This window comes from Paenibacillus sp. FSL R5-0713 (assembly GCF_037973325.1).
In the GTDB taxonomy this organism is placed as follows: domain Bacteria; phylum Bacillota; class Bacilli; order Paenibacillales; family Paenibacillaceae; genus Paenibacillus.
Map to the genome: position 1 here is coordinate 5,134,206 of NZ_CP150229.1, position 20,504 is coordinate 5,154,709.

Here is a 20,504-nt window from a genome sequence, read left to right on the forward strand (position 1 = left end):
AACTTCAGCTCGTAGCTATTCCACAGGGAGGGAAGAACTGTATGTCTGCAGAACAAGACGATCAAGAGCACATCCCTATCGATGTTCTTGTCTGCCCATTATGCGGTGAAGCTAATCGCTGTTCTTATGCCGCAGGACATCCTCATTCGGAATGCTGGTGTAACCGGGCTACTTTCCCCGAGGGTGTATTTGACCGCATTCCGGCAGAACAGCCCCGAAAATCGTGTATATGTCAGCGCTGTTTGGATGAATATGCCGATAAACATCAACCAAAAGAAGAGCCACACAGTTAACAACTGTATGGCTCTTCTTCATTATGCCTCATCTATATTGTTAGCTGGCTACCGCTGCTCTTACATTTGGTTATACTGGGCAACAGCCTGTTCAAGCACCGGATGATGCTCATCCATCGACGTGTAATGGTGGAGCGCAGCTGTAATTCCCTTCTGGCGAATCATGTCCTGTAATTCCACTGCTTCCGGATCATCGGAGACATCGAACTTGCAGGCTGCTGCCATGCCCATAGCCAGATAGATCGTTTCGGTTCCATCCGCATATGCCTGAAGGGCAGGGCGAACCAGACGATCATTCGGAGACAATTTACGCAGCGGGGAACGACCAACACGAGTAACCTCATCAGTGAGATACGGGTTGACGAACCGTCCCAATATTTTGACAATATACTGCTCATGCTCTTCCGGGTTGAATGCAAAACGCTTCACCAATACTTTCCCGGTTTCCTGCAAAGCACCGTATACAATCGATTTCACTTTCTCATCGGCAATAGCCTTCTGAATCGTGTCATACCCGTGTACATGACCGATATATGCTGCAACGCAGTGTCCTGTATTCACCGTGAACAGCTTCCGTTCGATATACGGCTCCAGATCATCAACATATAGAATGCCCTCAACCGGTTTGAATGCCGGGGCCATCTGGGAACGATCCACCACCCACTCGTAAAAAGGCTCCACCTGTACATGCAGAGGATCTTCATGATGCTGGATAGGCACGATCCGGTCTACGGCCGAATCTGGAAAATACACATACTGATCCGCAAGGGAACGTGTCTCATCATTGAGCAGAGCATATACATGCTCTTTCAATTGTGTACTGGCTCCAATTGCGTTCTCGCAAGCAATAATGTGAAGAGGGTTTTGTGCAGGACCGGAATTCAGTCTTTTTTCAAGTCCCTTCACAATACCTGGTGCAATATGTTTCAGTACGCCCACGCCCACTGCGGTTGTGATCAGATCAGCTTCCACAACGGTTTGGGCAACCGTCTCCAGCTGGGTTCCATCGATCGCATTTACGCCTGTCACAGTCTCCTGATCCTTGCTCTCGTTAGCCAGTTCCACAGTATACTGCCCCCGTTGCTGAAGAGCGGTTACCAATTCCTGATTAACGTCGGAGAAAACAACCTCATACCCTGCACGAGACAGAATCAATCCAATAAAACCGCGTCCAATGTTACCTGCTCCAAAGTGAAGGGCCTTCATAGCTCCATTTCACTTTCCAGAATAGCGATAACTTCTTCGGCTGTTTTCGCGAGACGCAGGGCCTCCATGTTCTCATCCTCAGCACAGATCACCGCAATGCTAGTCAAGATCTCCATATGTTCCCCGCCTTGAGCCGCGATACCAATGACCATATAAGCCTTCTCATCGCCAAAATCAACACCCTGTGGGTACTGAATAACGGAAATGCCTGTGGATAAAATGAATGCTTTGGATTCCTTCGTACCGTGCGGAATCGCAAGACCGTTCCCTACATAGGTTGAGACAATCTCTTCACGTTCAATCATCTTCTCAATGTAATCAGCGGTAATATGTCCCGCATCCTTCAGAATCTGTCCTGCCATACGAATCGCTTCGTATTTGTCCTGAGCCGTCGCATTCATGATGACTTTATCTGTTGTTAACATACTCATAGTGGTTGACCTCCAATTTCGGTTTTACTGCGATAGAATCCAACGAGTTCCTGGGAAAGGTAATGAATGAGTTCATCCCTGATTCCCTTTTCCAACAATGTAATCATTTCTTCCTGCAATAACAGGGCACTAATCTCACTGAGAACCTCCAGGCTTTCCTTGGATAATTCTCTCGGACCGAGCATCAAAAGAACATGGGTAACTCCTGCCGGATCATCCGGCGTACGAAGAAGTGGTTCCGTGAGCTGAAACAAGCTAATGGACGGCCTGTATATTCCCTCACTTCGTGTATGAAACAGAGCAAGTCTTGTGCCGGGAATCTTCTGACTCCCCACTGCTTCACGTGCCTCCAGCCGTTTTGCGATCTCCTCTGGCTCCTTCAACACGCCCGTTCCATGGAGCACGTTGCACATCGCATACACCGTTTTATAGAACCCGATATCCTGATTATCCAGCGGGTACACCTGAAACTTGCCGATAATTCGGACGATTTCAACTAAAATAGCTTCCATTCCATCAGGGTCTGAGTAACGACTTGTTGTCTGAACCTCTGCTCCACGGGGCTTATTATGCTGTCGTTGTAACGTTGTTGTTCGGATAAAATGACGCAGACGTTCGCTCTCTTCTGCCGTAAGCAGTGGACTCACTTTGTAATACTGATGCTCATCCATCGGCAGATCGACCGTCGATAACACCAGATCATACTGATCTGTAGGTATCCGGGCAGCTTCATACCAGGACACGCTATCCATGATTCGAATCTCGGGAATCTCCTTGGACAATCGGCTGGATAGCATGCGTGATGATCCAATTCCGCTTGTACACACGATGATCGCCCTGATCTCCCGTTTCAATGTACGCAACCTCTCGATGGAAGCCCCAAAGTGCATGACCAAGAAACCAATTTCCTCATCCGGAACGTCTGTGCCTGGCCAAGCTTGCCCAACAGATTGTTTGACCTCTTCGAACAGGGAGTCATAATCTTTGCGAATCTGCTGCAGTAGCGGATTACGTATCATCTGTTGCCCTTCAATTCGCTCCATTACAGGTTGCATATGACCAAGCAGACCTTCACGAAGCAATCGATCCTCATGAAAGGTGTAATGCGTTCTTGCCTGCATCTGATCAATCAGTGAATGTACCCTGTCCAGTAAAATCAAGTCGTCGATTGGCAACAGCCGCGAAGAGTGAATTCGCTGCTCTGTCTCAACTAATAATCTGTGAAAATAAGCTTGCTCATCTTGGGAGAATGTCAGCCCCAGTTGAGTGGATAACACACCGCATAAGCGGGAAGCCATATAAGGTGGAACCTTCATCTCATCCTGCTCTGCAGTTGCATCTTCCATGTTCTCTCGCGGAGAAATACGGCCAATGCCAAAGCCTTTACGAATACGTACAACTGCGACGGATAATTGAATCAGCAGCTTCATGTATTGGCGTTCCGGGATGTTCTCCAGCCATTCGATATCTGGTTGCCATAACGCATTTTCGATCGTAAGCACATCACCGTGTCCAATCATATCCAGCAATTTTTGGTTTACGATGGAGCCACCTTGTTCAGGTTGTCTTCCGAACAGGTCGGATTCATCCAGAAATTCCAAAGCAAGTGCAGCTATGGCTGTGCGATGAATCGTCTCACTCCCGTTAATCTTGACGCCATATCCACGTCTGCGAACCAGCTTCAGTCCCGCCTGACGAATCCGTGACTCCAGATCATCCAGATCTGTGGTTACGGTGGATACGGTCACTTTCAAATCCGAAGCCAGAGCGAGTAACTTCACAGGCTCCGCTTCATCAAGCAGGATGCAAAGCATGAAGAGCTTACGCTCTTCCGGCGTAAACTCTACATATTCTTTACCCTCCAGTTGCTGGCGCAATACAGCCAGATCATCGGAACTGGCATCAATTCGGATACCGGTTCCTGATTTTTTTTCCAGCCTCATGCCCAAAGGTTCAAGCCATTGTTCAATCATTTGCAGCTCCCGGTGAACCGTTCGGGTACTAACCTTTACTTCAACGGCAATTTCACCGGCAGTGACTTCATGTGGATGCTCCAGCAGAAACTCCACGATTTCACGTTGTCTTTTGGTAATACTCATATCTCAGCCTCCGGCTCAGGGAAAACGAATGCGCGCAATTACTTCAGACGTTCAACAAGCGCATCGTATTCCGGGCTTTTTAGGAAGTTGTCGATGGATATATGTTCTGCGTTCGGCGCAACGGAGCGGGCACGATCGGTTAATATTTGTTGTGTGATTACCACATCTGCATCCGGCGGGATATCACTGATGGCTGTATTGGTCACCGTAACGTCAATCCCCTCTGCCTTCATCTTCTTGCGGAGAATGGAAGCACCCATGGCACTCGACCCCATGCCTGCATCACAGGAGAAGACAATCTTCTTCACATCTGTTTTCACTGTAGAAGAAGCCTTATCTGAAGCTCTGTCTGCTTCACGATGACTAGCTGTAATGCCAGCGTTCGGTACGTTTCCTTGACTCTTCATGTCTTTCATCCGACTGGATGCGGACTCCAAATCTTCGTCCTTTTGTTTACCCGTTTTCAGCAACACTGCTGCAATCAAGAATGAAACGACTGCTGCTACAAGCACCCCTGCGAGCATTGGCAGGTATCCACCTTTTGGTGTTAACAGGAAATACGCGATAATACTACCCGGTGATGGTGCCGAAACAAGTCCTGCTCCGGTGAGCATGAATGTTAATGTACCTGCGACGCCACCCGCGATTGCGGCAAGAATCAGAATCGGTCTCATCAGAATATAAGGGAAGTAGATCTCATGAATTCCCCCGAAGAAATGAATGATAACGGCACCTGGTGCAGAAGATTTGGCCATTCCGCGTCCGAAGAAGCAGTAAGCAAGCAAGATACCAAGTCCCGGACCCGGGTTGGATTCAAGCATGTATAGAACAGATTGTCCTAATTCTCTTGCCTGATCTGTTGCAATTGGTGTTAGAATACCGTGGTTGATTGCATTGTTCAGGAACAACACTTTACCTGGTTCGATAATCAGGTTGACCAGCGGTAGCAAGCCCAGATTCATCAGACCTTGCACACCGGCAGACAATACTTTGCTAATCGCTTCTACAGCTGGCCCAATACCCAGTAGAGCAAAAATCCCCAAGATCCCGCCAATAATACCGGCTGAGAAGTTGTTAACCAGCATTTCAAATCCGGCTTTAACTTTACCTTCAATGGATTTATCGAACTTTTTGATGATCCATGCTGCCAGTGGTCCGGCAATCATGGCACCGAGGAACATCGGAATATCACTACCCACGATGACCCCGATGGTCATAATGGCACCTACGACACCACCACGCTGACCATGCACCATCGTACCCCCGGTGTAACCAATTAACAGTGGGAGCAAATATTTAATCATTGGATCAACTAACTGTGCTAGTGTCTCGTTAGGGAACCAGCCTGTTGGAATGAACATGGCCGTAATTAATCCCCAAGCGATGAACGCTCCCATATTCGGCATGACCATACCACTCAGGAATCGGCCAAAACGTTGCACACCTACCCGTAGCCCACCTTTGGAATTGGACGATTGGTCCAAATTACTCATTGTATTATCCTCCTTGGATCAAGTGATTATGACTTATGAAAGGGGTATCATTTCTCCCCTGCTGTAATCCTAAGCGAGAATGCTCTCCTGTTCAATGAAATGAAAGCGTACTTTCGTCATGAACAATGATGACAACATTAGGTTATGTAATCGTTTTTATTGATGCATAATGGCTAAAACCATTGGTACACAAGGCTTTTCCTGCCTATGACTTTTGTCATTTCCAGCATCATTTTCTAACCTATAGCTTGGTCCAATCAGGTGATTTACATCCCTAATCTGCCTCGATCCCTATTCAAAACCATTCCTGGAAAGCACAAAAAACCTGTGCAAGCATCCGGCTCACACAGGTCGAAACAATATGAAGCTAATTTCATTATTTTATAAAGTATATGTTAATAAGTACAAGTCCGTTGAGCCTATTCTTCCGTATGTTTACGATACGCATCTGCATTCATCAATGTAGACAACGCTGCTGTCAGATCTCCCTCAACACGGATCTCAATCATCCAGCCTTCCTCGTAAGGAGAACTGTTCACAAGTTCAGGCGAGTCCTGCAACGAATCATTCACTGCAATAATTGAACCTGTGACGGGAGAGAACAAGTCCGACACCGTTTTGACCGATTCAATCGTTCCAATGCTGTCTTCTGCTTTTACATTGGATTCAAGGTCAGGCAATTCCACAAACACAATGTCACCCAGCTGATGCTGCGCGAACTCGGTAATGCCAATACGTACAGTATCCTCCCCTACGGTTTGCACCCATTCGTGCTCTTCACTGTACAGGAAATCACTTTTCAATTCGCTCATCGATATCCGCCTCGCTTTTCATTAATGAGTGCATGCGTTCTTTGACCTTAACCTTTTTCCCAGAACATAGCGTATGATATTTCGGATTCAAATGTCAAGATACCTCACAATTTATTTGATAACGGCCTCTCCAAACCGTAACCTAAATACACTCTTTCTACATATACTGGTGAAAACTAGAATAGTAAGCGCAGTCTTTTTAAATACACGAACAATATCATTTAAAATACAATAAATATTCGGTTTTAATTCAATATCAATGATATCGTTCTTGACATCAGTAGTGGATTCACGTTTTAATGAGGAGAGTAAATGTGTTTATTGGACTATGTTATACCCGCGGATGAATGTAAAGGGAGAGATTACCTGTGCCACCCGATTCGGGATGTACATGAGGTAACGCCGAAGGAGTAAACCACCGATAAGCGGGGGTGAATCTCTCAGGCAAAAGGACTTTTACGGGACGCAACTCTGGAGAGCATCTATTCGCCCTGTACGGGCGTTATGATCACCCAAGGGGAAACCTGTTGTACAATACAGCGGGGTAACTCTCAGGTACAAGGGACAGAGCCTTAGAATACAGCGTGCTACTTGGCATGCCGATTCTTTGGCCTGTCCTTTTCCTTTTTCCCAAAAAAACGAAAAACAGGATTTCAATCGGCGCTGCCATAGCTGCCTTACCATACTTATCTACGAATGACTTCTAGCTGAAAAATTAAAAAATACCCTGGTTCATTGATCCACGATTGCATATTCGGCCGTTTGACGGCCCATGACGAGGTGATTTGATGTCCGATTTGCTTAGAACACCACTCTTTCCCCTGTATCAGCAATACGAAGGCGTACGGTGCATTGATTTTGGAGGCTGGGAGCTTCCGGTGCAATTCAGCGGAATCCAGAAAGAACATGAAGCGGTGCGTGAGCGTGCTGGACTGTTTGATGTATCCCATATGGGCGAATTCACTGTACAGGGTGAGCAGGCTGAAGTTTTTTTGCAACAAATGACAACCAATGATGTAACCACGCTGGTTCCCGGTCAAGCCCAGTACACCCTGATGTGTTATCCAGATGGTGGTGTGGTGGATGATCTGCTCGTGTATAAGCTGGAAGATCAGCATTATATGCTCGTCGTTAACGCCTCCAATATCGACAAGGACTGGGCGTGGCTGCAAGATCACTTGATCCCTGGCGTAAACATGACCAACGATTCGGAGCAGACGGCGCTACTTGCCCTGCAAGGTCCACTGGCTGTGGATATTATCGGAAAAGTTACCGAAACGGATGTATCCACGATTGAACCGTTTCGTTTTGTGCAGGATGCCGAAGTCTGTGGAGTAAAATTGCTGTTGTCCCGTACCGGTTATACCGGTGAAGATGGCTTTGAACTATATATTCCAGCAGATCAGGCCGCTACCGTCTGGAACGGATTAATGCAAGCTGGAGAAGAGCACGGGCTGGTTCCCGCTGGACTTGGTGCAAGGGATACGCTGCGTTTTGAAGCCAAGCTGCCTCTGTATGGGCAGGAATTATCTGCAACGATCTCTCCGCTAGAAGCTGGCGTTGGTATGTTTGTGAAACTGAATGCTGGACCTTTTATCGGACACGAAGCCTTGTTACAGCAAAAAAATGACGGGCCCGCCCGTAAACTGGTCGGCATCGAAGTGCTGGAGCGCGGTATTCCTCGCCCCCACTATCCGATTTACGCCGAAGGCGTACAGATCGGTGAAGTGACAACAGGCACGCAATCACCTACATTGAAGCGTAATCTGGGGCTTGCCCTCATCGACAGCAAATACGCTGCGCTCGGAACCCCACTTGAGATTGAGATTCGAGGTAAGAAACTAAAAGCCGAGGTCGTAAAGACCCCTTTTCATAAACGGACACGTACGTCAAAGACACCTACCCAAGGAGCTGATCAATCATGAGCAAGCACCGCTACATTCCCATGACAGAACAGGATCAGAGTGCCATGCTCGCAACCATCGGTGTGGATACGCTGGAGGAACTGTTTCAGGACATTCCTCAGGAGATTCGTTATCAGGGCGAGCTGCCCGTATCCTCCAAACTTGATGAATATGCGCTGACACGGCACATGTCCAAACAAGCTGGTGCCAACGCCAATTTCGAAACACACGCCAGCTTCCTCGGCGCAGGCATATACGATCATCATGTTCCTTCCGTCATCAATCATGTCATTTCACGTTCCGAGTTCTACACTGCCTACACACCTTATCAGCCTGAGATCAGTCAAGGTGAACTACAGGCCATTTTCGAATTTCAATCCTACATTTGTGAATTAACCGGTATGGCTGTAGCCAATGCCAGTATGTATGACGGCGCAACCGCCTTTGCTGAAGCAGGTAATCTGGCCGCAGCGGCAACTCGTCGCAAACAGCTTATCGTATCCCGTACCGTTCATCCGGAAGCCCGTCAGGTATTGCAGGCGTATGCGCACGGACTCCGTCTGGAGATTATCGAGATCGGTTATAAGGATGGGGTCACGGACTGGGATGCCCTGCAAGCCGCCATATCGGATGATACCGCAGCTGTCATGATCCAGAGCCCGAACTTCTTTGGTGCCGTGGAAAATGTAAAACAAGCGGCTGACCTTGTGCATGCGCACAAGGGCCTGCTCGTCGTAAGTGCTAACCCGCTATCGCTGGGTCTGCTGGAAGCCCCAGGCAAGCTGGGTGCCGACATCGTCGTTGGCGATGCACAGCCCCTCGGCATCGCCGCTTCACTCGGCGGCCCGACATGCGGATATTTCGCCGTATCCCAGCCTCATATGCGCCGGATTCCTGGCCGAATTGTAGGCCAGACAACGGATCGCAACGGCAAACGTGGATTTGTACTCACACTGCAAGCGCGTGAACAGCACATCCGCCGCGAAAAAGCGACATCCAACATCTGTTCCAACCAGGCTTTGCTTGCGCTCAGCGCATCTGTATATATGTCCATCATGGGTAAACAAGGCATGATCGATGTCGCGGATCTGAATCTGCAAAAGAGTCATTACACCTTAAATACATTAACTGCGATTCCCGGTGTTAGCCTGACGTTTAAGGCGCCAACATTTAATGAATTTGTGATTAAGCTGCCTGAAGGAACTGACATCGATGCCCTTCAACTAAAACTGCTGGATGCGGGCTTTATTGGCGGCTATGAACTTGGACGTGATTATCCGGAGCTTGCCGGACATATGCTGATCGCCGTAACCGAACGACGTAGCAAAGAAGAGATCGACGAATTCGCACGAGTATTGGAGGGATCGCTGTGACTCAGGAAACGACAACAACGACAACATCGATAAAAGGACAAGGACAATCTGAAATGGGTGCCTCTGTCTCCACTCCGGCTCAATCTGAGACAGCTACAACATTCAGCGCACAGACCTTATCTCCTGCTCCGGAACAATCATTGATCTTTGAACTCAGCAGCCCTGGACGTGTCGCTTATTCCCTGCCGGAATGTGACGTTCCTCGTCAGGCTGTTGATACGTTGATTCCCCGGGAAATGCTCCGTTCGGAAGCAGCGGCACTGCCAGAAGTATTTGAGGTAGATGTTATCAGACACTATACTGCGCTGTCCCGTCGTAATTTCGGCGTAGATAACGGATTTTATCCGCTGGGTTCTTGTACGATGAAATACAATCCGAAGATTAATGAGGATGTTGCACGTTACAATGGTTTCGCCAAAATCCACCCTTATCAGCATGAATCCAGCATTCAAGGTGCACTTGAACTGTTATATACATTGCAAAATGACCTTGCGGGGCTGACAGGTATGGATGCGGTAACCTTACAACCAGCCGCTGGTGCCCATGGAGAATGGACTGGACTTATGATGATTCGTGCGTACCACGAAGGTCGTGGTGAACAACGTACCAAAGTCATCGTGCCCGATTCATCTCATGGCACCAACCCGGCAAGTGCAACCGTTGCAGGATTTGAGACCGTGACGATTCCATCCCGCGCAGATGGACTGGTTGATCTGGACGCACTCCGTGCAGCCGTTGGTACGGATACAGCAGCATTGATGCTGACGAACCCGAATACACTGGGTTTGTTCGAGAAAGACATTCAGGAGATTGCATCCATCGTACACCAAGCTGGTGGCTTGCTGTACTACGATGGCGCGAACTCCAATGCCATTATGGGCATTACCCGTCCGGGTGATATGGGCTTTGACGTGGTGCATCTGAACTTGCACAAAACGATGAGCACGCCTCATGGCGGTGGTGGACCTGGTGCCGGACCCGTCGGGGTGAAGAACCGTCTGATCCCGTTCCTGCCTAAACCGATGGTGATCAAGAATGATGATGGTGTGTATTCACTGGACCGTGAAGGAGATCAATCCATTGGCCGGGTCAAAGCGTATTATGGCAACTTCGGTATTTTGGTACGTGCCTATGCCTACATTCGCACCTATGGACCGGAAGGCTTGCGCCGTGTATCGGAGTGTGCGGTACTGAATGCCAACTATATGATGGCCCGTCTCGCACCTTACTACGAGATTCCGTATCCAGGGGTATGCAAACATGAATTCGTCATGTCTGGTCGGGGATTGAAGCAGTATGGTGTGCGTACACTGGATGTTGCCAAACGATTACTTGATTTTGGATATCACCCGCCAACGGTGTACTTCCCGCTCAACGTTGAGGAATGCATCATGATCGAGCCGACGGAAACCGAAAGCAAAGAAACGCTGGATGGATTCATTGATACGATGATACGGATTGCCAAAGAAGCGGAAGAGACACCAGAGTTGGTACTCAACGCACCTTACGGAACACCGGTCACTCGTCTGGATGAAACAACAGCAGCTCGTAAACCTGTACTGAACTGCGCTTGCAGTTAATCCAATCATTGTTCTCACACAAGCTCTTACTGACATTCCGATCAGCAAGAGCTTTTCGAATTGCCTTCCCTCCGAATCAGATTACCCCGCTCATAACAAAAAAAGCCGATATCCACAATGAATCGCGGATACCGGCAAAATTGCTGCACGACTGCAGCTTTTTATCGGAAAAAGAAACCCTTAAAATCGGGTGGAAACCCCTTAAAATTACATTATGCTTGAATGCTTTGAACCAATTCAACGACTTGTTCAGCCGTTTGCATATCCAGAGCTTTAGCAGCCAGTTCCTGCATATCCGCACGGGACAGCTTGGTGATCTGACTACGAGCTGGCAGAATGGATGTTGCGCTCATGCTGAACTCATCCAATCCAAGGCCGAGCAGCAATGGAATTGCTGTTTCGTCTCCTGCCATCTCACCGCACATGCCAACCCATTTGCCTTCACGATGCGCTGCATCGATAACCATTTTAACCAAACGCAAAATGGCTGGGTTGTAAGGTTGGTACAGATACGATACACGTTCGTTCATACGGTCTGCAGCCATAGTGTATTGAATCAGATCGTTCGTTCCGATACTGAAGAAATCCACTTCTTTGGCAAACTGATCCGCGAGAACTGCAGTCGAAGGAATTTCGACCATGATTCCGAGTTGAATGCTGTCAGAAACAGCAATACCTTCAGCAACCAGCTTCTCTTTCTCTTCGAGCAAGACAGCTTTTGCTTCACGGAATTCACCCAGTGTTGCGATCATTGGGAACATGACACGCAGGTTTCCATGTACGCTTGCCCGCAGCAATGCACGCAATTGTGTACGGAAGATATCCAGACGGTCCAGACACAGGCGAACTGCGCGGAAGCCGAGGAATGGATTCATTTCTTTTGGCAGATCCAGATATGGAAGTTCTTTGTCTCCACCGATGTCGAGTGTACGAACAACAACAGGTTTGCCTTCCATTTTTTCCAGTACCGCTTTGTAAGCATTATACTGAATGTCTTCGGAAGGAAGCTTGTCTCTACCCATGTACAGGAACTCGGTACGGTACAGGCCTACAGCCTCGCCGCCATTCTCCAGAACACCCGTTACATCATTTGGTGTACCGATATTGGCTGCAAGTTCAACATGAACGTTGTCCACGGTTACTGTTGGCTCATCACGCAGTTTTCTCCACTCTGCACGTTGTGCATCATACTGTTCCTGTTTGGTACGGTATTCAGCAATAACTTCATCAGTAGGGTTAACCAGTACGTGACCATCCAGACCATCAACAATGATCATATCGCCTTGTTTCGCTTGAGCCAAGATGTCCTTGGTTCCAACAACAGCTGGAATTTCAAGAGAGCGAGCCATGATTGCTGAGTGAGAAGTACGTCCACCAATGTTAGTTGCGAAACCTTTAACAAATTGGCGATTCAATTGAGCCGTATCGGAAGGCGTCAGATCCTCCGCAAGCACGATCACTTCTTCATTGATCTCAGCCGGACTCATGAAGTCGATACCAAGCAAGTGATTTAGCACACGTTTGGTAACGTCACGCATATCTGCTGCACGTTCCTGCAGGTAGGCACTCTTCATGTTCTCAAACATGGAGATAAATTGCGATGCCGTTTCATTCAAAGCATATTCTGCATTGATCATGTTATCAGCAATACTCGCTTTAACCGGATCAATCAATTCCGGGTCATTCAAAATGAGCAAATGCGAAGCAAAAATCTCTGCTTTTTTCTCGCCAAGCTCTTGTAAAGTACGCTCTTTGATCGCCTCAAGCTCAGCCTGGGACTTGCCCAGAGCTGAGTCGAGTTTTGCGATCTCTGCGTCAACGTCGTTAATTTGGCGTTTTTCTACAGAGTAGTCAGGATGCTCCAAGATAAACGCCTTGGCGATAGCAATACCCGCCGAAGCCGCGATCCCGGAGACATTAAGCATTAATTTCGCCCAACCCTTCGTTAACCATAACGTCAGTCAAAGCTTGAAGAGCTTCTGCTTCGCCTTCGCCTTCAACGATAATGCTGATGGTGTCGCCTTGTTCCAATCCGAGGGAAAGAACACCCAAGATGGATTTCAACGTTACTTTTTTACCGTTAGCTTCTGCAAAGGATTCTGCACCTTTGAATTTGTTTGCTGTATTAACCAGGGCTGTCGCCGGACGTGCGTGGATACCATCTTCGTCTGTAATTCTGAATGTTTGTTGCATTACAATCATCTCACTTTCAGTAGTTTGGTTTAGGCATTGCATATATTTACACTTGCTTGCCATCGTCGTAACACTTCTTATTTTATCTCAATGATTGGCTGATCGCCAACTTTGAGCACTCCACTCTTCTTCAGGGTTACCGTGGAGCCCTCTGGCAGGTTGGTGAAAATAACTGGCGAAATGATCGATGGAGCGTTTGCTTTCACATACTCCAGATCCACTTCCATAATCGGCTGACCCGCCGATACCAGATCACCTTCCTGTACCAGTACGTTAAAGCCTTGACCCTTCAGCTTCACCGTATTGACACCTATATGAACAAGCACTTCCTTGCCTCCGTCGGACATGATGCCCACGGCGTGTTTGCTTGGAAATACATTAAACACCTTACCATACACAGGAGAAGTTATTGTACCATCATGTGGCAAAATTGCGAATCCATCACCTGTCATTTTCTCAGCAAAGACTGGATCAGGTACATTCGTAATGTCCATCAACTCACCATTGACTGGCATGACGATGTCCTCAGCAACGATACGCTCGCCTTGCTCACCTTGTGCCTTCTCCTCTTCTGGAGTTGGTTTGGCTGCTACTGGCGTTGGTGCTGGTGTTCGTCCTGCAATAATATCCTGCATTTGAGATTTGATCGTGTCGGAACGTGTTCCGAAGATGGCTTGAACATTATTACCCACTTCAAGCACACCAGATGCACCCAATTGTTTCAAACGATCTTTTTTCACATTGGATTTCTCATTAACTTCAATCCGCAAACGAGTAATACAAGCGTCCAGATGTTTGATATTTTCCTTGCCACCGAAAGCTTCGAGAATATTATGGGGCAGATCATCCGTTGAACCGGAGCCTCCACCAGATTCGGTTTCAGGCGTTGCATCTTCACGTCCTGGTGTTTTGAGATTGAATTTGCGGATGATAAACCGGAAACCGAAGTAATAGATTACCGCGAGAATCAATCCGACAATAATAACGTCCCACCATGGTGTACGGTTTGGAATAATACCAAAGATCAGGAAGTCAATGAACCCACCGGAGAAGGTCATACCGATCTTCACACCCAGAATTTGCATGGTCATGAAAGACAAACCTGCAAAGATGCAGTGTACTGCAAACAGGATTGGTGCTACAAACAGGAACGAGAATTCAAGTGGTTCTGTAATCCCTGTCAGGAACGAGGTCAGCGCAGCTGAACCCATGATACCTGCAACATACTTTTTGTGTTCCGGTCTTGCTTCATGGTACATCGCAAGAGCGGCCGCTGGCAAACCAAACATCATGAACGGGAATTTACCAACTTGGAATGTTCCCGCTGTGAGGTTAACACCATCACGCAATTGATTGAAGAAGATTTGCTGGTCACCACGAATGACATCTCCAGCTTTGTTCACATACTCACCGAATTCAAACCAGAATGGGGAGTAGAAAATGTGGTGAAGACCAAACGGAATTAATGACCGTTCCACGACACCGAAGATAAATGCCGACAATGTCGGGCTTGTATCGACCATGAAGTGAGACACAGCATTCAATCCATTTTGAATTGGTGGCCAGATAATCACCAGAACTAACCCCAACAAGAGGGAAACAACAGAAGTGACAATCGGAACAAATCGTTTACCTGCAAAGAAACCCAGGTAGGACGGCAGTTCAATTTTGAAAAATCGATTGTAACAGAGCGCGGCGGCAATACCTATGATAATACCTCCGAACACGCCTGTACTCAATGTTGGGATACCCAGAATGCTGGCATAACCCGGTACTTCGCCGATCATTGCTGGTGTAACCCCTACGGCTGTACCCAGTGTGACGTTCATGACCAGATAACCGATGATGGCTGCAAGACCCGCAACCCCTTCGCCACCAGCCAATCCGACGGCTACACCGACCGCGAACAGCAATGCCAGATTGTCGAATACGATCTGCCCTGCGTTCATCATAATTGTTGCGATCGAATTCACCCAAGGGGTGTCGAGCGCCGTTACATATTGCAAGAAATCTGGATTAACCAGCATGTTACCGATTCCAAGCAGCAATCCTGCCGCAGGTAGAATGGCTACAGGCAACATAAGAGCTTTACCTACTCTTTGCAATACACCAAAAAGCTTTTTAAACATCGCGTCGTATCTCCCTTTCGTCTAAGTTATATGTCGTGATGCAAGCAAGGAAACACAAAAAAAGGCATGAATTAATAAAGTGAACTGTGCCAACCTTCGGGTATAGCATACCCTGTATAAGGTAAGAACAATCACACTCAAATTAACTCATGCCTGATCGAGTCAGTAACACGTCGCTTATGTTTATTCAGTTGCTTGATTACGGACACCATTGTAGCACCAGTTCTAATCTATTGCAAGCCTTTACACCAAAAAAATCAATCCGTCATTCCATCACTGGTCACTTATCCTCTTCTTCTTTCCGCTGATTCAGCCGTTGCAGGTGAATGGTTAGATAGCCTACCTCTGCAGGATAAACAGGCAGATTCAGTCTTTTCTCCATCACTTTGGTCAGTTTCCATGCAAGCGAGTACATTTCGGGATACTCCAACTTCAGCAGGGAATCCAACTTATGAAGCTCTTCCACTTTGTCTCCACGGCGAACACGCTCAAGAGCGAACCGAAGATGAGTCAGCAAACGAGAGTAATCAAGCGATTCCGTTTCAAACGAATAATCGAGTTGATTAGACACCAGGTTCACCAAATCCGTGATCAATTGAGAATGCTCACGTACTTGGGATATATTTTGATTGGTCATTGCACTATAGATATGGAGCGCAACAAAACCAATCTCGTCCATCCCGAGATCTACGCCCATTCTCTCTTTGATCAGACGAATGGCGTAATCTGCCATTCGATATTCTTCCGGATAAATCTCGCGAGTCTCATATAAAAATGGATTTTGTATGACAATACCCTGCTCTTTGCGTTTTAACGCGAAAGAAATGTGATCGGTTAATGCAATATGGATATGTTCATTCAGAGGAACATCTGTACGCTCTGCAATATACGTAATAACTTCGTTAATAATCTCGATCAGCGCTTCATCCACCTGTGGAAGAAGCTGTTTGTACTGCTCTTGCTCCTGCTGGTTTTTCAGAATAAACATTTTCTCCACAGCCATCAATGGAATGTGATCACTAGGTTTTCGGTTAAAGCCAATGCCTTTTCCAATAACAACGACTTCCCCGTGTTCAGGATGCTGTGCAATGATTACATTATTATTTAGCGCTTTATCTACATGCAGGCTGCTCATTGTTTGCACCTCTTTTTTCACACCATCTTAGGTGCGATTAAGTCACACCCTGTTACGAACGAAAAGACACCCGGAGCGGGCAATCCGCGCCGGACGTCTCGCTTAAAAAGTAACAAAAATTCGCCTTAAGGTCAATAGAGCAACCATGCAAGATTCGAAGTACTTCTTACTCGTCAACCCCAGCTCTCTCCACAATCTTGTCGATAATAGAAGGAGTTGTAACAGCCTCGCTCTGTTGAATGGCAACTGGAGCAGGTGTTTTGGACTTGGTAAGGCCTTTAATCAGCTGCTCTACATCGATGCCGGATACACTCTTCAGCATCTCTGGAGCCGTCGCCATAAGTTCGGTAACATAGTTACTCACTCGCGCTGCACCTTCACCTTTACCTGTATCTACCACCGTCAGTTTATCAATAGATGCAATTGGCTCTGCAATTTTGCCAGCCAGTTCAGGCAGCATTTTGACAATGATATCGAGTACAGCCGCTTCGCCAAACTTCTGGAACGCCTCGGCCAGTTTTTCCTTCGCTTCGGCTTCTGCAAGACCACGCAAACGAATAACTTCTGCATCCGCTGTACCTTTGGCAAGTTCTGCATCCGCCATGGCCTGACCTTCGAGTCGCTTCTGTTCAGCTGTTGCTTTGGCATGTGTTTCAATGGAATACTGCACAGCATCGGCTTCCCGCATTCTTTTGGCTTTATCCGCCTCGGCAGCCTGCTCCACCGCATAACGATCCGCTTCTGCCTTTTTCTTCACTTCAGCATCATATTGCTTCTCACGTACGACAATTTCTTTTTCCTGGAGATCGATCTCACGTTCCTTACGAACGAGTTCAACTTTCATTTCTTCTTCCACTACGGTTTGTCTAGCACGTGCTTCATGGATATGGTATGCCTGATCAGCTTCCGCTTTGGCTGTATCCTGATCCCGCTTAAATGTGGCTACTTTCAGTTCCTTCTCTTTGGCTGCCTCGGCGATATTGGTATCACGCAGCAACTCTGCTTTTTGACCCTGCTCTTCTGCATTGGCCTTTTGAATACGTGCATCACGCATCGCTTCCGCTTCGGCAATCTCGGCATCACGCTTCACCGCCGCAATTCTTGGTTTACCGAGAGCATCCAGGTAACCCTGTTTGTCACGAACATCTTTGATGGTAAAGGAGACAATTTGCAGACCCATTTTCTTCAGATCTCTAGCGGCTACGCCTTGAACCTCTTGTGCGAAACGATCCCGGTTCCGATATACTTCTTCTACCGTCATTGTACCGAGGATGGCCCGCAAATGCCCCTCCAGTACCTCCTGTGCTTCGCTTCTCAGCGCTTCTACAGGTTTACCGATGAATTGCTCAGCTGCCGTAGCAACGTCTTCTACAGCGCCTCCAACCTTGATAATAGCTACACCGTCAGCAATAACCGGAACCCCTTGCTCCGTGTACACTTCAGGTGTAGAGACATCCAGCTTGTGGGACAACAAAGAGATGAACTCCGATTGCTGGAACACGGGCAGGATAAATGCACCGCCACCACGAACAATTTTAATTTTTCGGCCAGAATCATCATCGGAGATATTCTTGCTACCCAGGAAAGACCCCGTAACGATCATCGCTTCATCCGGTCCAACCGTTTTATATCTCGCCCAGAAAGCCAAGCCCAGAATCAGTATTACAGCAACCACAACTATAGGAATCAACAATACATCCCAATTCAAATTCAAACTATCCATTCCACATCTCTCCCCTTATTCATTCATGATGAGTGCTCAAAACTACTTAGGTGACAAGAATACTTTATAAATCTTTAAGTACATTTTCATCCCATTCCGACACACGCAGTACGCCATCTACGACATCCACAACAACAACACGGGCTCCCGCCGCAATGGGGAGGTGTTCAAAACTGGATGCCGTTTGAATCGTACTGCCGGATGCAAAGCGGATCATGACTTCACCAAACCCTTTTTCCGGCACCGGAATGGTAATTTCCCCAATTTTCCCAGATAACTCTTTCATTGAAAATGCAATCGAGACATCGCTGTTACGCATCGGTTTGATATATGCGAAGAATACCAGCATGGCTGCAGCAATACCTATAAGCAGGGATAATATTAGACCCGACATCGCACTTAATGAACTGTAACGTGTCAGCATAATGCCTGCCCCACCGAAGGTTGTAATGGAACCAGCTAACGCAACGGGTTTGAAAAAATCAAGACCTGGCATCTCAAAAGCCCCGTCCAGCAAGCCGTCAATCAAGTCACCCAGCACCAGGCTGACAACCGCAAATATGGCCCCTCCGATCAGACACCCCCAATAGATCGTCTCCATCCCCTGTTCCTCCTCTCTCTGCCGCAAATTCATCCTAACTGGGCATTCCACATGTAAATAAATACGTAGCTAACATCAAAATGTTTCAAAATCTTTCCTCAAATGTATTCTGGAACCGATAATGGGTATTATCACGACATTCTTTACTTCATGCTTCAAGATCCTCCATCATTCGCGTACGCATCCAACACATAGAAAAACCGCAAGCCCCCATAAAGGAGACTTGCGGTTTTTGGACAACAGGATGTGTCCGTTCACTTGTATGTGATTATAGAATTACAGAGAAGCCTTGTAGATGGATACAACATCTTCCCGTTGCAGTTTCTTGAAGTTACCGAATGGACCAAACAACATAGCTTTATCAGCCATAACATCGATCTGGCTATCATCGATATCGTAATCAGCCAAACGGTTAGGGGCACCGATGGATGTCCAGAATTGGCTCAGCGCATCGATACCTTCTTCAGCAATCTGTCTGTCCGACTTGCCTTCAGGATTCACTTCGAATACATTAATTGCCAGACGTTTGAATCGATCCACATTGACATCCAGGTTATGTTTCATCCAGTGCGGGAACAAGATCGCCAGTCCGCCACCATGCGGGATATCATACACTGCGGATACCGCGTGTTCGATATTATGTGTTGCCCAGTCTCCTGCGAGACCCATATTCAGCACACCATTCAATGCCATCGTTCCGCAATACAGAATCGTTTCGCGCAGTTCATAGTTCTCCAGATCCTCAACCAGACGAGGTGCTGCTTCCATTACCGTACGCAGAATCGTTTCACAGAAACCGAGTTGAACCGGTGTGTTGGCATCCAGATGGAAATAATGCTCCAATACGTGGGACATCATATCCACCATACCATATACTGTTTGGTCCAGTGGAACAGTGTATGTATTCACCGGATCCAGGATGGAGAATGCAGGGAATGAGTATGCACTACCCCAGCCCAGTTTTTCTTGTGTATCCTGATTTGTAATAACCGAACCGGAGTTCATCTCTGAACCCGTTGCTGCCATCGTTAATACGGTACCAAGCGGAAGAGCGTCTTGTGCAACGGCTTTGCGCTGAGCAAAATCCCACATGTCGCCATCATATTTAGCACCTACAGCAATCGCTTTGGAGCAGTCCAGTACACTACCGCCACCTACAGCGAGAATCAGGTCAATGTTATTCGTTTTGCAAAGGTCTACCCCTTTATGCACTGTAGAAAGACGTGGGTTAGGTTCAACGCCTGCCAGTTCAGTCACTTCTGCTCCAGCTTCCTTAAGCAATCCGATCACTTGATCGTACAGCCCACTGCGTTTGATACTGCCGCCACCATATACAAGCAGAACCCGTTTACCGTATTTCGGCACTTCTGTCTTTAATGCTTCCAGTTGTCCTTTACCGAATATCAGACGGGTTGGATTATAGAATTGGAATGATCTCATATCTATTGTCGCCTCCAATGGAGTTTAGAATTTTTTGTGCAACTCCAATTATAGTACCCCGTTTATAGAAAAACAAATCGATAGCCACTCAC

At 47.3% G+C, this 20,504-nt stretch carries 16 protein-coding genes and 1 riboswitch; of the genes, 4 read left to right on the forward strand and 12 right to left on the reverse strand.

The window, feature by feature from the left end; translation table 11 throughout:
- The first annotated feature begins 41 nt into the window (after positions 1–41).
- Positions 42–293, forward strand: coding sequence for a cysteine-rich CWC family protein (locus MKZ12_RS22875; protein ID WP_339256931.1), 252 nt, complete (start codon positions 42–44; stop codon positions 291–293).
- Positions 294–353: 60 nt separating this feature from the next.
- On the opposite strand, the gene MKZ12_RS22880 is transcribed toward MKZ12_RS22875, so the two are convergent.
- The 5 genes from MKZ12_RS22880 to gcvH all read right to left on the reverse strand — a co-directional run bounded on the left by MKZ12_RS22880 (position 354) and on the right by gcvH (position 6,334).
- Positions 354–1,499: a mannitol-1-phosphate 5-dehydrogenase gene (locus MKZ12_RS22880; RefSeq protein ID WP_339256933.1), complete on the reverse strand. Its 1,146-nt coding sequence runs from the start codon at positions 1,497–1,499 to the stop codon at positions 354–356.
- Complete coding sequence (locus MKZ12_RS22885; RefSeq protein ID WP_339236891.1) at positions 1,496–1,930, reverse strand: PTS sugar transporter subunit IIA; 435 nt, start codon at positions 1,928–1,930, stop codon at positions 1,496–1,498. Before MKZ12_RS22885 ends, MKZ12_RS22880 begins: the two co-directional genes overlap by 4 nt.
- Complete coding sequence (locus MKZ12_RS22890) at positions 1,927–4,029, reverse strand: BglG family transcription antiterminator (protein WP_339256935.1); 2,103 nt, start codon at positions 4,027–4,029, stop codon at positions 1,927–1,929. Before MKZ12_RS22890 ends, MKZ12_RS22885 begins: the two co-directional genes overlap by 4 nt.
- A gap of 38 nt (positions 4,030–4,067) precedes the next feature.
- Positions 4,068–5,522, reverse strand: a complete 1,455-nt coding sequence (locus MKZ12_RS22895; protein ID WP_339256937.1) for a PTS mannitol transporter subunit IICB — start codon at positions 5,520–5,522, stop codon at positions 4,068–4,070.
- Positions 5,523–5,941: 419 nt separating this feature from the next.
- Positions 5,942–6,334: a glycine cleavage system protein GcvH gene (gene gcvH / locus MKZ12_RS22900; protein WP_145150142.1), complete on the reverse strand. Its 393-nt coding sequence runs from the start codon at positions 6,332–6,334 to the stop codon at positions 5,942–5,944.
- Between the two features lie 343 nt (positions 6,335–6,677).
- A riboswitch (glycine riboswitch) is annotated at positions 6,678–6,800 on the forward strand.
- A gap of 322 nt (positions 6,801–7,122) precedes the next feature.
- On the opposite strand from gcvH, the gene gcvT reads away from it, so the two are divergent.
- The 3 genes from gcvT to gcvPB are packed head-to-tail and all read left to right on the forward strand — an operon-like array spanning position 7,123 to position 11,191.
- Complete coding sequence (gcvT, locus tag MKZ12_RS22905; protein ID WP_339256939.1) at positions 7,123–8,259, forward strand: glycine cleavage system aminomethyltransferase GcvT; 1,137 nt, start codon at positions 7,123–7,125, stop codon at positions 8,257–8,259.
- Complete coding sequence (gene gcvPA / locus MKZ12_RS22910; RefSeq protein WP_339256941.1) at positions 8,256–9,611, forward strand: aminomethyl-transferring glycine dehydrogenase subunit GcvPA; 1,356 nt, start codon at positions 8,256–8,258, stop codon at positions 9,609–9,611. The genes gcvT and gcvPA overlap by 4 nt, the downstream gene beginning before the upstream one ends.
- Complete coding sequence (gene gcvPB / locus MKZ12_RS22915) at positions 9,608–11,191, forward strand: aminomethyl-transferring glycine dehydrogenase subunit GcvPB (protein ID WP_339256943.1); 1,584 nt, start codon at positions 9,608–9,610, stop codon at positions 11,189–11,191. The genes gcvPA and gcvPB overlap by 4 nt, the downstream gene beginning before the upstream one ends.
- Before the next feature lie 212 nt (positions 11,192–11,403).
- Here the strand turns inward: gcvPB and ptsP are convergent, their stop codons facing one another.
- The 7 genes from ptsP to MKZ12_RS22950 form a co-directional block, all read right to left on the reverse strand.
- On the reverse strand, positions 11,404–13,116 hold the full coding sequence (gene ptsP / locus MKZ12_RS22920) for a phosphoenolpyruvate--protein phosphotransferase (protein ID WP_339236905.1): 1,713 nt from the start codon (positions 13,114–13,116) through the stop codon (positions 11,404–11,406).
- Positions 13,109–13,384 carry an HPr family phosphocarrier protein gene (locus tag MKZ12_RS22925; RefSeq protein WP_036617010.1) on the reverse strand — a complete coding sequence of 92 codons (276 nt, stop codon included), beginning with the start codon at positions 13,382–13,384 and terminating at the stop codon, positions 13,109–13,111. The genes ptsP and MKZ12_RS22925 overlap by 8 nt, the downstream gene beginning before the upstream one ends.
- A gap of 77 nt (positions 13,385–13,461) precedes the next feature.
- A complete protein-coding gene (ptsG, locus tag MKZ12_RS22930) occupies positions 13,462–15,513 on the reverse strand; it encodes a glucose-specific PTS transporter subunit IIBC (protein ID WP_253440114.1) in 2,052 nt (683 codons plus the stop codon).
- A 280-nt stretch (positions 15,514–15,793) separates the two neighbouring features.
- Positions 15,794–16,648, reverse strand: a complete 855-nt coding sequence (locus tag MKZ12_RS22935) for a PRD domain-containing protein (RefSeq protein ID WP_339256945.1) — start codon at positions 16,646–16,648, stop codon at positions 15,794–15,796.
- Positions 16,649–16,814: 166 nt separating this feature from the next.
- Entirely contained in the window at positions 16,815–18,371 is a 1,557-nt protein-coding gene (locus tag MKZ12_RS22940) for a flotillin family protein (protein ID WP_339256947.1), read from the reverse strand.
- A gap of 64 nt (positions 18,372–18,435) precedes the next feature.
- Positions 18,436–18,972: a protease gene (locus MKZ12_RS22945; protein ID WP_339256949.1), complete on the reverse strand. Its 537-nt coding sequence runs from the start codon at positions 18,970–18,972 to the stop codon at positions 18,436–18,438.
- A gap of 276 nt (positions 18,973–19,248) precedes the next feature.
- Positions 19,249–20,412, reverse strand: a complete 1,164-nt coding sequence (locus tag MKZ12_RS22950) for an iron-containing alcohol dehydrogenase (RefSeq protein ID WP_339236914.1) — start codon at positions 20,410–20,412, stop codon at positions 19,249–19,251.
- Between the last annotated feature and the right edge of the window lie 92 nt (positions 20,413–20,504).